This is a genomic window from Kitasatospora sp. NPDC096140 (assembly GCF_040303045.1).
In the GTDB taxonomy this organism is placed as follows: Bacteria; Actinomycetota; Actinomycetes; order Streptomycetales; family Streptomycetaceae; genus Kitasatospora.
In genome coordinates, this window is sequence record NZ_JBEOUW010000031.1 from 1 (window position 1) to 13,990 (window position 13,990).

Below are 13,990 nucleotides of genomic sequence, written 5' to 3' on the forward strand. Positions count from 1 at the left end.
ACCAGCTCGGTCGCCGCGTCACCGTCACGACGGCCCTTGACCACACCGCCCTCGACCGACACCTCCGACAGCAGCGTCACCTGCGGCACACCCAGACGCTCCGCCAGCAGCGCCGGCAGCACACCCATCGTGCCGTCCGTCGACGCCATGCCACCGATCACCAGGTCGAACCCGGTCTTCTCCAGCGCCTTCGCCAGCACCGCCGACGTCCCGATCACGTCCGAACCGTGGATGTCGTCGTCGTTCACGTGCACGGCCTTGTCCGCACCCATCGACAGCGCCTTGCGCAGCGCGTCCTTCGCGTCGTCCGGCCCGACCGTCAGCACCGTCACCTCGGCGCCCTCGTTCGCCTCCGCGATCCGCAGCGCCTGCTCCACGCCGTACTCGTCCAGCTCCGACAGGAGGCCGTCCACGCCCTCCCGGTCCGTGGTGTGGTCGTCCGCGAAACGACGGTCACCCGTCGCGTCCGGCACGTACTTCACACAGACAACGATCCTCAAGCTCATGAGCGGTTCTCCTGTCACGGGTGCACGGATGCACTGGATCCATGGCCTCAGGTCATGCCGAGGGTACTGAGTGCCAAGTCCGGCCCGGTCGCGACCCGCGCGCCGCGAGCGCCACCTGGACCGGCATACCGTGTCGGCTCTCTTCGACTGGCGTCAGAGGCTCCAGGGAGAGAATACGGCACTCAGTACCCCTCGTAAAGGAACTCAGTACCCTTCCCGGTGCCCGGGGGGCCGCGAGCCGTCCGCCCGCGCGGCACCGCCCAGGGCGACGGCGGCCTCGCCGGTGTGGACGCGGAAGGTGAGCGACTCCTGGAGGTAGAGCCGGACCGTTTCGGCGTCGTGCGAGAGGTAGCCGACGGAGACGTCCTGGCCGAGGAAGAGCTCGAAGTCGCCGCCGCGGGTGGAGAGGAGGAAGGCGCCCTCGATGGCGGGGGCCCAGATGATGTCGCCGTCGAGGAGGCGGGCGAGGTGGTTGTGGACGGGGTAGCCGTGGTCGCTGGTCTCGTTGACGGCGGTGAAGGCGTCGGCGCCGAGGAGCAGGGAGTAGGGGCCGCCGACGCCGGCCAGCCGCAGCGCCGTGAGCGCCCGGCTGACCGCCTCGGGGTACTCGCGGACGTCCTCGGGGAGGGGGACCGGCGGGTTGGTGGAGGCGGCGCGGATGCCGTCGACGGCGGCGGCGCGGTAGCCCTCGAAGACGGTGCGGTCCTCGGCCAGGGCGAGGGTGCGGGCGGCGTCCTTGACGGGCTGCCAGTCGGAGTCGCGGGAGCCGCGCTCGACGTCGTCCACGGCATCGCGGCGGACGGTGAAGGGGACGCGCAGCTCGACCACCGGCTGGGCGGCGCGGGCGTGCGCCTGGACGCCGTCCATCGGCGGTTCGATGCCGGTCAGGTGGCCGGTGCCGACGGCGGAGAGGTCGACGCCCGCAGGGCCGCTGAGGTCGACCACCCGGCGCCCGGCGATGTGCAGCTTGAAGGTCTGGCGGGCCTCGTCCTCGATCTCCTCCCAGGCGGAGGCGGAGACGGGGGCGAGGTCCCGGTGGAGGTTGTTCATGCGCGGGGTCCTGTTCGGGGGGTCTGTTTGAGGCTGCCGATGCCCAGCGAGCCGGGGCTTCCGCCCGCCGTCGATCCGGCGGCGGACCCAGCCGGCGATCCGGCGGCGGACCCGACCACCGCGCCCGGTGCCGGCGGCGGGGAGTCGAGCAGGTCGGCGGTCGGGACGAAGAACAGCGCGCCGGTGACGGCCGTCGAGAAGTCGAGCAGCCGGTCGGTGGTGCCGGGCGGGTTGCCGACGAACATGTTGCGCAGCATCTCCTCGGTCACCCCGGGGTCACGGGCGTAGCCGATGAAGTAGGTGCCGGACTCGCCGCCGTGCGCGAAGGAGCCGAAGGGCATGTTGAAGCGGACGATCTTCCGCTCCTCGCCGTCCGGGCCGGTGATCACGGTGAGCGCGACGTGCGAGTCCGCGGGCTTCACGTCGTCGGCGAGCTCGACGTCGGTCAGCTTGGTGCGGCCGACCGCGCCCTCCTGCTCCTCGACGCTCAGCGCGTTCCAGGCGTCCAGCCGGTGCAGGTACTTCTGGACGACGACGTAGCTGCCGCCGGCGAAGTCCGGGTCCTCCGCGCCGACCAGCGCGGCGTCCACGGCGGCCCGGCCCCCGGGGTTCTCGGTGCCGTCCACGAAGCCGAGCAGGTCCCGGTCGTCGAAGTACCGGAAGCCCTGGACGGAGTCGACCACGGTGGCCGCCCCGGCGAGCCGGCCGGTGAGCTGCCCGGCCAGTTCGAAGCAGAGGTCCATCCGCTCGGCCCGCAGGTGGAGCAGCAGGTCGCCCGGTGTGGCCGGGGCGCGGTGGCGGGCGCCGGCCACCTCCCGGAAGGGGTGCAGGGCGGCCGGCCGGGGGCCGTCGAAGAGGCGGTCCCAGAGTTCGGAGCCGATGCCGGTGACACAGGTGAGGCCGCCCTCGGGGGCCCGGAAGCCGACCGCGCGGCGCAGCCCGGCGAGGTCGGGCAGCAGCTCGCGCACGGCGTGCTCGCCCCCGGGTTCGACGGTGAGCACCAGGAAGATCGCCGCGCCGGTCAGCGGGGAGAGCACGTCCTGCGGTTCGGGCTGCATGACGTCGCCCCTCAGGACACCGGGTGCGGGCAGGAGGGGCAGGAGTAGACCGAACGGACCGGCACTGATCTGATCATGGGAATGATTACATCGCATAGCGGACAATTCGGCGCGGCCGGCACGCATCCGAAGGACCCCGCCGGGCGGGCGGGGTGCCGACACGCGGCGAGGGGCGGGTGCGCCTCGTCGCGCACCCGCCCCTCCCGCCCTCGGCAGCGGTTCAGCCCCGCAGCGCCGCCAGCTGCTGCTCGAACGGCACCACCTGCTCGGGCACCGCCGGCGCCGCCGCCGGGCCGCGGCCGGACAGCAGAGCCGCCAGCTCACCCGCCGCACGGTCGATCCGGCGCGGCAGCCCGTCGGTGAGCCCGTCCCCGGTCCCGCCCCAGTCGTCGGTCGCCGCGTAGACGGAGGTCGGCAGCACCACCGCGCGCAGGTAGGCGAACAGCGGCCGGACGGCGTGCTCCAGGGCGAGCGAGTGCCGGGGCGTGCCACCGGTCGCGGCGATCAGCACCGGCTTGCCGGTGAGCGCGTCGTGGTCGATCACGTCGAAGAAGGACTTGAACAGCCCGCTGTAGGACGCCGTGAAGATCGGCGTCACCGCGATCAGCCCGTCCGCCTCCGTGACCGCCTCGATCGCCTCCCGCAGCGCGGCGCCGGGGAAGCCGGTCACGAAGTTGTTCGCGATCTCCACGGCCAGGTCCCGCAGTTCGACGACGGTGACGTCCACCGGCCGGCCGTCCGTGCCGAGCTGCCGCGCGGTCGAGTCGGCGAGCCGGTCCGCCAGCAGGCGGGTCGAGGACGGCTTGCTCAGCCCGGCGCTCACCACCACCAGCTTGTACGCGGTCACTTGGACACCTCGGCCTTCTCGTTCTCGTCGGTCGTCTCGTCGCTGGTCCCGCCGGTCGTCCCGGCGGCCTGCTCGGCGGCCTTCCGGTCGCGGTCCGCGACCAGCGCGGCGTGGGTCGGCCCGTCCGGCACCTCGGCCGGGCGGCCCTTGGCGAACTCCTCGCGCAGCACCGGCACGACCTCCTCGCCGAGCAGGTCCAGCTGCTCCAGCACGGTCTTCAGCGGCAGGCCGGCGTGGTCCATCAGGAACAGCTGGCGCTGGTAGTCGCCGAAGGTCTCGCGGAAGGTCAGCGTCTTCTCGATGACCTCCTGCGGGCTGCCGACGGTCAGCGGCGTCTGCTCGGTGAACTCCTCCAGTGAGGGCCCGTGCCCGTACACCGGCGCGTTGTCGAAGTACGGACGGAACTCGCGCACCGCGTCCTGGGAGTTCTTCCGCATGAACACCTGCCCGCCGAGGCCGACGATCGCCTGCTCGGGCGTGCCGTGGCCGTAGTGGGCATAGCGCTCGCGGTAGAGGTCGATCAGCTTCTGGAAGTGCTCCTTGGGCCAGAAGATGTTGTTCGCGAAGAAGCCGTCCCCGTAGTAGGCGGCCTGCTCGGCGATCTCGGGGCTGCGGATCGAGCCGTGCCAGACGAACGGCGGGACGTCGTCCAGCGGGCGCGGGGTGGAGGTGAAGCCCTGCAGCGGGGTGCGGAAGCGGCCGCTCCAGTCCACGACCTCCTCGCGCCACAGCTCGTGCAGCAGCGCGTAGTTCTCTATCGCGAGCGGGATGCCCTGGCGGATGTCCTTGCCGAACCACGGGTAGACCGGGCCGGTGTTGCCGCGGCCCATCATGACGTCCACCCGGCCCTCGGCCAGGTGCTGGAGCATCGCGAAGTCCTCCGCGATCTTCACCGGGTCATTGGTGGTGATCAGGGTCGTCGAGGTGGAGAGGATGATGCGGTCGGTCTGCGCGGCGATGTAGCCGAGCATGGTCGTCGGGGAGGACGGGACGAACGGCGGGTTGTGGTGCTCGCCGGTCGCGAAGACGTCCAGGCCGACCTCCTCGGCCTTGCGCGCGATCGCCACCATCGCCTTGATCCGCTCGTGCTCGCTCGGGGTACGGCCGGTGGTGGGGTCGGTCGTCACGTCGCCGACGGAGAAGATTCCGAACTGCATGCTGCTCACCGCTCTCCGGAGGAGGTCGTTCAACTTTCAACCACCTTAGCACGCAGGTGGCCCCGGCTATTCCCGCCCACAATGGAAGGAAGGCGGGGCACGAGCGGCGGGGTTCCGGAAAGGGCGGCGGACGATGGCGCCGTACATCGCGGTGAGCGCACTGAGCCACGAGGGCCTGGTGCGGGAGCACAACGAGGACAGCCTCGCGATCGGCCCGTGGACGCTCTGCGCCACCGTGACCAGCAACCCGCAGACGCTGCTCTTCCCGCTGGGCCCGCCCTGCGTGGTCGCGGTGGCCGACGGCCTCGGCGGCCACCCCGGCGGCGAGGTGGCCAGCGCCCTGGTCGCCCGTCGGCTCGCCGCCCACGGGGACGGCCTGGACGGCGAGGAGGCCGTCCGGGAGGAACTGCAGGAGTGCAACCGGGCCGTCTACGCGGCCGCCGCCGGGGAGCCGGAGCTCGCCGCGATGGGCACCACGATCGCGGGGGTGGTGCTGCTGCCCGAGCGGGCGGTGGTCTTCAACGTCGGCGACAGCCGGGTCTACCGGATCGACGGGGACGGGCTGAGCCGGGTGAGCGTCGACGACAGCCCGCCGCTGCCGCCCGGACGCCGCACCACCTCGATGGTCACCCAGACCCTGGGCGGCTCACTCGGGCTCACCTTCGTCGAACCGCACGTCCGGGTCGCCCCGCTGGCATCCGGCGACCGCTACCTGGTCTGCAGCGACGGGCTGACCGACCCGGTGCCCGAGGAGGAGCTGGCCGACCTGCTGGCCCGCTCCTACGAAGGGGCCGAACGATCCGACGGCAAGGCCGCGTTCGAGCTCTGGAAGGCGGCGATCGAGGCCGGCGGGCCGGACAACATCACCCTGGCGCTGGTGCGGGTCGGCGGGTAGCCGCACCCCGGCGGAACGTGCGCGACGGCCCCCGCGGAACGTGCGCGACGGGCCTCGCGGAACGGACCCGCCCCGGCGGGGCGCCGAAGCGCTCCGCCGGGGCGGTCACCTGTCCGTTCGCCGTGCTCGGCTCAGAATTCGCTCGTGACGGTCACCCCGCTGAAGCCCTGCTGGGCGTAGAGGCTGAAGTAGACGTAGCCGGTCGGCGGGTTCGTCACGGTCAGCGTCTCGGAGTTGTCCGGGCCCGCCGACCGCGTGGCGTACGAGCCCGTGTACGCCCAGCTCGCCGGGTTGTAGTAGAGGTCGCCGTTGCCGGTGCCGCCACTGGTGGTGATCTTCACCTGCTTGGTGCCGACCGGCACCAGGAGGTAGAAGTGCGCGTAGTTGCCCGTGGTGGCGGCGACGTTGCTGCGGGCGCAGTTCGTGTCCAGCGCCCGGGTGTCGGCCGCGGCGCACTCCGGCAGCTGCGGGACGGTCGGGTTCGTCGCGCAGGCGCCGTTCGCGCACGCGGTCAGCCAGCTGTCGAAGCCGGCGTCGTACCGGGTGCCGATGGTGGTCTTCAGCAGGGTGCGGGCGCCGGCCCAGTCCCCCACCCGGTACTTGGCGAGGACCGCGTCCATGTCGGAGCGGTGCTGCTCCAGCATGTAGCGCACGGCCAGGTACCCCCAGCGGTAGACCCGGTCCTGGTCGCCGTAGGCGGTGTCGAAGAGGTCGCTCAGCCGGTAGGTGTGGCGCGCGGCCGCCGCGATCGCGGCGTCGTTGCTCACCTTCCGGTACGAGTAGGAGACGTACTCGGCGAAGCCCTCGACCCACCAGACGGTCGGGGTGGTCATGCCGGCGTTGAAGTCGCCGTACATGTCGAAGCGGCCGTCGAGGTAGTGGGTGTACTCGTGGTTGAGGTTCCAGATCTCGAAGGACGGGCGGGCCCACTCGGCCTCGTAGCAGAGGAAGCGCGGCTGGTTGCCCGCCTTCGCCGGGTCGCCCTCCAGGTACATGCCGCCGTTGTTGGTGTCGATGCCGTAGATCGCGGCGGCCAGCACCTGGTAGTCGAGCGAGGAGTGGAAGACCACGACCTCGATCGTGGTGTTCCCGTCGTCCTTGACCGGGCCGTTGTCCTTGACCACCGAGTGGAAGTAGGCGTCCTGACCGGTCAGGCTGGTGCAGGCGGTGCCCAGCTGGGTGGCGTCCAGTGCCTGGGCGATCAGCTTGATGCTCGGGCTGCAGGTGTAGTCGACCTTCAGCACACCGGCCTTGAGCTGGTCGGCGGAGTTGCAGGTGCCGTAGTACGAACAGTTGCCCGCGTCGTAGTAGCCGACCGCCTCGGCGACCGCGGCCCACTGGAACACGGTGCGGCCGTTCGGCGCCGACGAGTCCGCCAGCGCCTTGGCGAGCGGACGGACCTTGGCCTGGAGCGCCGGGTCCTTCAGGAAGCGGCCCAGCTCCTTGGTGGCGTTGTAGGTCAGCACGCCGAAGTCGCCGCCGAGCAGGTCGTTGTTGCGGCCGGCGAAGGCGGCGAGGGTGTCCAGGACGCTCGGGTCGGCCTCGACGGCCGCGTCGAAGCCGGCCACCTGGTGGCCGCGGAACAGCACGGTGAACACCGGGTTCACCGACCAGGCCATGCCGGCCGGGTTCCAGGTGGCGCTGGTGTAGTCGGTCAACAGCCGCTTGACCACCGGGAGGTAGCGGACGTTCTCCTGCGCGCTGTCGATCAGGGTGACGGCCTCGCCCAGGATGGGCGCGTTGCCGGCGGCGACGTCCCGCGAGTGCGCGCTGCCGAAGAACGCGTCCAGCGCGGAGCGGATCGCCGTCTGCAGGGCGGTGCCGTACGTGCCGACGTCACCCGGGTGGTACCACTGCGCGAAGTAGCCGGCACGCAGGAAGAGCACCAACTGCTCGACGGAGGTGGTGTTGTCGCCCGGGTAGCTGCCCGCCGCGTCGCGCAGCGCGTACGCCACCGTGGTCATCTGCTCCTCGCGGAACGCGCCGCGCGCGTCGCCGCCGGTGAGCTGGAAGAGGCTGTTGATGCACTGGATGTCGGCGGCCTTGATGTGCTGGACCAGGTCGCTTCCGGTCCGGCCGGTGAAGTCACCGATGTTGCAGGCCTGTTCGGCCGCCGCGCCGAGACGGGGGGCCTTGGCGTTCGGGGTGGCGGCCGCCTTCACCTCGGCCGGCCGGGTGTCCAGCGGCAGTGGGGCGCGCTGGTCGGCGGTGGCGAACTGCCGCTCACCGTCGGTGCGTTCGGGCGTTCCGGTGGCGGGCTGCGGGGCCGCACCAGTGGGGGCGGTGGGCGCGCCGCCGGGGGCGGGCGCCGCTACGGGCGCTGCCTGGCTCTGCGGCGCGAACAGGCCGACCGCCAGGAAGAGCGACAGGACGAGCGTCAACAATCGTGCCAACTGCGGGAGTCGCAGCAGTCGTGCGGGACTCACGTGAGGGCCTCCCGGCCGTCGTCGGCCGCGATCGGGGCGCGGCCGGTGGGGGATTCGAGGACCGTTGGCGACGGCGCCGCGTGGGGGCGGATCCGCCGGGAACCGGTGGGGAGTGTGACATGTACCATGGCACACATCACATAACCTTGGGAACCCTGGCCGCTGTGCGCAGTTTGCGGGGGAAACGCGCGGAGACCGTGGTGACGGTTCGTCACCACGGTCTCCGGGCCGGTCGGTTGTCGCGGAGCTACTTGCGGAGCAGCAGGATCACGCCCGCCGTCGCGAGGCCGACCACCACGGCGGCCGCGCCGTACGCCAGGCGGTGCGCCCGCACCACCGGCAGGAAGCGGTCCACCGCGTAGCGGCCCGGGCCGGTCAGCGCCAGCGCGGCGGCCCCGGCCGTCAGCAGCAGTTCGTACTCGCTGCCCTTCGGGGCGAAGAAGCCGCCGCCCCAGGTGACGGCGATCGCGTTGACCATCGTGCCGACGATCGCGGCGCCCGCCAGCGGGGTCAACAGGCCCACGGCGAGGGCGAGTCCGCCCAGCGTCTCGGTGAGGCCGGCCACCACGGCCATGGTGTCACCGGCCGGGTAGCCGCTCGCGGTGAAGAACTGACCGGTGCCGTCGATCCCGCCGCCGCCGAACCAGCCGAACAGTTTCTGGCTGCCGTGCGCGGCCATGGTCAGGCCGAGGACCAGGCGCAGGAGCAGGAGTCCGGCGTCATAGGCGTGCGGGGAGGTCGTCGCGGGCCCGGAGGTGTCCGGGGCCTGACTGACGGTGGGCTTGGTGGCGGCGGTCGTGCTCGGGCTGCTGCTCGGCATGCGCGTCTCCATCGGTCGAAGGTCGGTCGTCGCCGGCCGGGGGCCGGCGTGAGCGGGATGCGGTGAGGCGGCGGGCGGGAGTCGTCACCCCCAGGCCGTTGTTCAAATTTGAACCGCCGCTCCACCGACCGTACCTTGGAGTTCGAATTTGAACAACTGACGGTCCGTGGGCGACTCGCGGCCCCCGGCCGGACCGGGGCAGGGTGGAGGCATGGCTCAACGCAGGCAGCACCGGCGGGCCGACGGCACCGGCACCCCGTACCCCGAGGCCCTGGCCGCCTTCGGCGAACGCGTCCGGCTGATCACCCCCGGCCAGTGGGACTCCCCCACCCCGTGCACCGACTGGTCCGTCCGGGACCTGGTCAACCACCTCGTCGGCGAGCAGCTCTGGGTGCCCGAACTGCTGATGGGCGCCACCATCGGCGAGGTCGGCGGCCGGTTCGACGGCGACGTGCTCGGCGACGACCCCCTCGCCGCCTGGACGGACGCCGCCGAGGCCGCCCGACAGGCCTTCGACGTCCCCGGCGCCGCCGAGCTGACCGTCCACCTCTCCTTCGGGGACGTCACCGGCCGGTACTACCTGAACCAGCTCACCACCGACCTGGTCATCCACACCTGGGACCTCGCCGAAGGCACCGGGCGGCTCACCCGGCTCCCCGCCGAACTCGTCGACTTCGCGCTCGGCGAGATCACCGGCTACGGCGACCTCTCCGGCAGCGGAGTGTTCGACCCGCCGGTCCCGGTGCCCGAGGACGCGAGCCCGCAGACCCGGCTGCTCGCCCTCACCGGGCGCCGGGACGGCGGAGCGGCGGGCGCCGGCGATCAGGGGTGAGCGAGCCGAGCGCACGGCGGGGCGGGCACACGGCAGGGCGGGCGCACGGCGGTGACCGGGGCGGAAGCGGCCGGAACGGAGAGTGACGGGAACCGGGGGTGACGGGAACCCAGCGTGGCCGGGGCTCACCCGGCCCCGCGGCCCGGCGCCGGATACTGGAAGGAACGGGGGCCAGTTTCCGTGCGAGAGGCGGGCGCGCCATGAGCCGCAGGCCGGACATCCTCGGCGAGTTCACCGCCGACCACCGGGCCGTCACCGAACTGCTCGACGCGATCGAGGCCGCCCCGACGGGCAGCACCGAACGTGGCGACCTGGTGACCCGACTGACCGACCTGCTGTTCGCCCACTGCGCCGCCGAGGAGGAACACCTCTTCCCGATCGTGCAGCACGACGTGCCCGACGGCGGGGCACTGGTGTTCAGCAGCATCCACGACCACCTGGCGATCGGGCAGTACCTCTCCGACCTGCAGGCGCTCCGCCCCGCCGACCCGACCTTCGACACCCTGCTGCGCGGCCTCGCCGACACCCTGCGGCGGCACCTGCACGGCGAGGAGAAACAGCTCTTCGCCGCCGCCCGCAAGGCCCTGCCCGCCGCCTCCCGCGCCGCCCTCGGCGACCGGCTGCGCGCGGAGCGCGCGGCGCTCGGCTCCTGACTCCTCCGGCCGGCCCCCGGCCGACCCACCCGGCCGACCCCCCCGATCGGGCCTCGATCCGCTCGGTGATCAGTTCTTCGGGCTGATCACCGCGAAACGCGCGCCCTCGTGGTCCTGCAGCCGGGCCACCCGCCCGTACGGGGAGTCGAAGGCCGGGCCGAGCGGCGCGCCGCCCAGCTCCACCGCCCGCTCCAGCGCCCGGTCGGTGTCCGGGACGGCGAAGGACACCTCCCAGTGCGGCGGCATCCCCGCCGGACCGCCCGCCTGCTCCTTGGCCAGCGCCGCGACGCTGTTCCCCTCGGCGCGCAGCACCACCCGGTCGTGCTCCCAGCGCACGTCGAAGCGCTCCGGATCGCGGCCGTCCCAGCGGAACACCTCGCCGTAGAACAGCGCCGCCGCGAACGGATCCGGGGTGCGCAGCTCGATCCAGACCGGCGCGCCGGGCAGTTCCAGCTTCCGGGCCCGGCCCAGCGGGCCCTCCCAGATGCCGAACACCGCGCCCGCCGGGTCCGCCGCGAAGGCCACCCGCCCGGCGTCGAAGGCCAGCGGCCCGATCGCCAGGGTCGCGCCGCGCTCCCGCACCGCGTCGGCGGCCGCGTCGGCGCTCTCCGTCCCGAAGTAGCTGGTCCAGGCGAGCGGGATCGCCCCGACGCCCGCGACGCCGAGCCCGGCCACCGCCTCCCCGCCGACCACCGCGTGCACGTACGGCCCGAAGTGGTCCGGCCCGGTCTCGAACTCCCACCCGAGCAACGGCCCGTAGAACGCCTTGGCCGCCTCCAGGTCCCGGGCCATCAGGCTCACCCAGCACGGAACGGCCGCCACACAGCGCACCTTGGCGGTCTCACCGCTGCCCATCGCGAACCTCCTCGCCCACCCGGCCGCCGGGCCGCTCCCGACTCCCACGGCCCACCGGCCGCCCGGGACCTCCACAGCCTAGGACGAGGGGCGCACCACCCCCGGGAAGGCATGGCCGGGGTCAGCGCACCCAGTTCTTCAGCGGCTCGGTGTCCAGCGGGATGCCCACCGGATCGGGCAGGTCGACGGTCCTGCCGAAGGGAACGATCCGAACGCTCTCGTAACGGACGCCGTCGGGCTGACTGTGCACGGGTCGACCGACAGGCAAAGCGCCCGATGTGACATAGGTCACATCGGGGGCGGAAATTCCGGGGACAGATTCCCCGTTTCCGAGTACGTTGGCAAAAGCGGGGAGAACTTCCCCGGTATCCTCAAGGAGCAGTCGTCGTGACCACCGCCGCCGCCGAGTCGGTCAGTCCCGCCGGGAGCACCCGTACGCCGAAGCTGCGTGCGGATGCGAGCCGGAACCGGGAACGGATCGTGCTGGCGGCCCGGGACGCGTTCGTCGAGCACGGTGCGGATGCACCGCTGGACGAGATCGCGAAGCGGGCAGGGGTCGGCAACGCCACTCTCTACCGGAACTTTCCGGACCGGATGGCGCTGATCCAGGAGGTGGCGGTGCTCGTCAAGAACCGCATCCTGGCCCTCGCCGAGACGGCGACGGCGGAGGCGGACTCGCCTGACGGCGACGGCCCGTTCGACGCTCTGCAGCGGTTCGCGCACGCGACCGTCGCGGAGAAGGTCGGCGGTCTCTGCACCTTGTTCAGCAGCCATGTCGACCCGTTCGACCCGGAGTTGACCGAGATCCGGGAGCGCCTGCAGTCCGCCGTGGGCGGGCTGATGAAGCGCGCCCGGGCCGCGGGTGAGCTGCGGCCGGACGTCGAGCACGGCGACCTGTTCATCGCGATGAGCCAGCTGACCCGACCCCTGCCGAACACCACGTGCCAGGTGCACGACGAGTTCGTCCACCGGCACCTGCAGATCTTCCTGGACGGCCTGCGCACGCCGGTCCGTTCGACGCTGCCCGGCCGGGCGGCGACCTTCGAGGACTTCCAGCCCCGCAACTGACCGACGCACCAGACCTGATCCGACCGGAACACCTGATCCACACCTGATCCGTCCGGTGGCACCGGGCGACCCGCACTGCTGAGCGGCGCCGCCCCGGCACGCCCCCGCACGCCCGCAGAGCACCTTTCACCGTACGGCAACCTGCCGTTCCCGTACGGCAGTCGACCATGCACGCACACACCACGCACCGTGAAGCGAGTACCCCCATGTCCCAAACCGACGCCCGCCCGGCGACGCTGCCCGATCCCCGGCGCTGGAAGGCGCTGATATTCATCGGCCTCGCCCAGCTGATGGTCGTCCTCGACGCGACCATCGTGAACATCGCCCTGCCGTCCGCACAGCGGGACCTGGGCATCACCGACGGCAACCGCCAGTGGGTGATCACCGCCTACGCGCTGGCCTTCGGCGGCCTGCTGCTGTTCGGCGGCCGGATCGCGGACCTCTGGGGCCGCAAGCGGACGTTCATCGTCGGCCTGACCGGCTTCGCCCTCGCCTCCGCGCTCGGCGGCGCCGCGGCCAACACCGCGATGCTGCTCGGCGCCCGCGCCCTGCAGGGCGTGTTCGGCGCGCTGCTCGCCCCCGCCGCGCTGTCGCTGCTCGCGGTGACCTTCACCGAGGCCAAGGAGCGCGCCAAGGCGTTCGGCATCTACGGTGCGATCGCCGGTGGCGGTGGCGCCATCGGTCTGATCCTCGGCGGCCTGCTGACCGAGTACATGAACTGGCGCTGGACCTTCTTCGTCAACATCCCGTTCGCCATCGTGGCCGCCGTCGGCGCCGTGATGGTGATCCGCGAGCCCGCCGAGGGCCGCAACCGCAACAAGCTGGACGTCCCCGGCGTACTGCTGGTGACCACCGGCCTGGTCTCCCTGGTCTACGGCTTCACCCGGGCCGAGTCCTCCGGCTGGACGGCCGCCAGCACCCTCGGCCTGTTCGCCGCGGCCGCCGTGCTGCTGTTCGCCTTCGTGATGGTCGAGCTCAAGGTCAAGGCCCCGCTGCTGCCGCTGCGCGTGGTGCTGGACCGCAACCGCGGCGGGGTCTACCTGTCGCTGGGCATGGCCGTGATCGGCATGTTCGGTCTGTTCCTCTTCCTGACCTACTACCTGCAGATCGTGCTCGGCTACAGCCCGGTGCTGACCGGCGTGGCCTTCCTGCCGATGGTGGCGGGCATGATCACCGGCTCGACCCAGATCGGCGCCCGGCTGATGACCCGGGTCCCGGCGCGCTACCTGATGGCGCCCGGCTTCCTGGTCGCCTCGATCGGCATGTTCCTGCTGACCCACATCAGCCTGGACACCTCCTACCCGGCGCTGATCCTGCCCGGCCTGGTCCTGATGGGCCTCGGCATGGGCACCGCGTTCATGCCGGCCATGAGCCTCGCCACGCACGGCGTCCAGCCGCGCGACGCCGGTGTGGCCTCCGCGATGGTCAACACCTCGCAGCAGGTCGGCGGCGCCATCGGCACCGCGCTGCTGAACACCATCGCGGCCAGCGCGACCACGAGCTGGCTGGCCTCGCACGCCACCGCCGCGGCCGCCGCCTCCCCGGAGGCCGCCAAGGCGCTGCAGTTCGGCGGCATGGTGCACGGCTTCTCGACCGCGATCTGGGTGTCCTTCGGGATCCTGGTGGCCGCCGCCGCCGTCGCCTTCACCTTCATCAACGCCGGCCGTCCCGGCTCGGCGTCGGGCGCGGGCGCCGGCGCGGATCTCGCGAAGAACGACGAGGTGCCGGTGCTGGTGCACTGACGCCCAGGGGTTGCTCGGGTGCGTAAGCGGCCCGTCCGGTGTCCCACGACACCGGGCGGGCCGCTCGCCGTTTCCGGCATA

Annotated in this window: 13 protein-coding genes and 1 pseudogene; 5 read left to right on the forward strand and 9 right to left on the reverse strand. The window is 72.3% G+C overall.

Annotated features, from left to right (window positions below):
- The 5 genes from ABT048_RS27940 to ABT048_RS27960 all read right to left on the reverse strand — a co-directional run.
- On the reverse strand, positions 1–506 hold a 506-nt coding region (locus tag ABT048_RS27940), incomplete at its 3' end, for an electron transfer flavoprotein subunit beta/FixA family protein (protein ID WP_350524285.1).
- Between the two features lie 204 nt (positions 507–710).
- The gene (locus ABT048_RS27945; protein ID WP_350524286.1) at positions 711–1,556 is read right to left on the reverse strand and encodes a family 1 encapsulin nanocompartment shell protein; all 846 of its coding nucleotides are present in this window, start codon (positions 1,554–1,556) and stop codon (positions 711–713) included.
- Positions 1,553–2,614: a Dyp-type peroxidase gene (locus ABT048_RS27950; protein ID WP_350524287.1), complete on the reverse strand. Its 1,062-nt coding sequence runs from the start codon at positions 2,612–2,614 to the stop codon at positions 1,553–1,555. The genes ABT048_RS27945 and ABT048_RS27950 overlap by 4 nt, the downstream gene beginning before the upstream one ends.
- A 220-nt stretch (positions 2,615–2,834) precedes the next feature.
- Positions 2,835–3,461, reverse strand: coding sequence for an FMN reductase (locus tag ABT048_RS27955; RefSeq protein ID WP_350524288.1), 627 nt, complete (start codon positions 3,459–3,461; stop codon positions 2,835–2,837).
- Positions 3,458–4,618 carry an LLM class flavin-dependent oxidoreductase gene (locus tag ABT048_RS27960; protein ID WP_350524289.1) on the reverse strand — a complete coding sequence of 387 codons (1,161 nt, stop codon included), beginning with the start codon at positions 4,616–4,618 and terminating at the stop codon, positions 3,458–3,460. The genes ABT048_RS27955 and ABT048_RS27960 overlap by 4 nt, the downstream gene beginning before the upstream one ends.
- A 133-nt stretch (positions 4,619–4,751) precedes the next feature.
- Here ABT048_RS27960 and ABT048_RS27965 point away from each other — a divergent pair, with 133 nt between their 5' ends.
- A complete protein-coding gene (locus ABT048_RS27965) occupies positions 4,752–5,513 on the forward strand; it encodes a PP2C family protein-serine/threonine phosphatase (RefSeq protein WP_350524290.1) in 762 nt (253 codons plus the stop codon).
- A 131-nt stretch (positions 5,514–5,644) separates the two neighbouring features.
- Here the strand turns inward: ABT048_RS27965 and ABT048_RS27970 are convergent, their stop codons facing one another.
- Positions 5,645–7,939, reverse strand: coding sequence for a M9 family metallopeptidase (locus ABT048_RS27970; protein ID WP_350524291.1), 2,295 nt, complete (start codon positions 7,937–7,939; stop codon positions 5,645–5,647).
- A 247-nt stretch (positions 7,940–8,186) separates the two neighbouring features.
- A complete protein-coding gene (locus ABT048_RS27975) occupies positions 8,187–8,759 on the reverse strand; it encodes a DoxX family protein (RefSeq protein ID WP_350524292.1) in 573 nt (190 codons plus the stop codon).
- A 211-nt stretch (positions 8,760–8,970) separates the two neighbouring features.
- Between ABT048_RS27975 and ABT048_RS27980 the strand changes: the two genes are divergently transcribed.
- Positions 8,971–9,591: a TIGR03086 family metal-binding protein gene (locus tag ABT048_RS27980; protein WP_350524293.1), complete on the forward strand. Its 621-nt coding sequence runs from the start codon at positions 8,971–8,973 to the stop codon at positions 9,589–9,591.
- Positions 9,592–9,791: 200 nt separating this feature from the next.
- Entirely contained in the window at positions 9,792–10,244 is a 453-nt protein-coding gene (locus ABT048_RS27985; RefSeq protein ID WP_350524294.1) for a hemerythrin domain-containing protein, read from the forward strand.
- A 69-nt stretch (positions 10,245–10,313) separates the two neighbouring features.
- On the opposite strand, the gene ABT048_RS27990 is transcribed toward ABT048_RS27985, so the two are convergent.
- Positions 10,314–11,099, reverse strand: a complete 786-nt coding sequence (locus tag ABT048_RS27990; protein ID WP_350524295.1) for a VOC family protein — start codon at positions 11,097–11,099, stop codon at positions 10,314–10,316.
- Between the two features lie 121 nt (positions 11,100–11,220).
- Positions 11,221–11,349 (reverse strand): annotated as a pseudogene (locus ABT048_RS27995) (Uma2 family endonuclease); the annotation flags it as partial.
- A gap of 137 nt (positions 11,350–11,486) precedes the next feature.
- On the opposite strand from ABT048_RS27995, the gene ABT048_RS28000 reads away from it, so the two are divergent.
- Together ABT048_RS28000 and ABT048_RS28005 are read left to right on the forward strand one after the other, a co-directional pair.
- Entirely contained in the window at positions 11,487–12,167 is a 681-nt protein-coding gene (locus ABT048_RS28000) for a TetR/AcrR family transcriptional regulator (protein ID WP_350524296.1), read from the forward strand.
- A 206-nt stretch (positions 12,168–12,373) separates the two neighbouring features.
- Positions 12,374–13,909, forward strand: coding sequence for an MFS transporter (locus ABT048_RS28005; protein WP_350524297.1), 1,536 nt, complete (start codon positions 12,374–12,376; stop codon positions 13,907–13,909).
- Positions 13,910–13,990 lie beyond the last annotated feature (81 nt).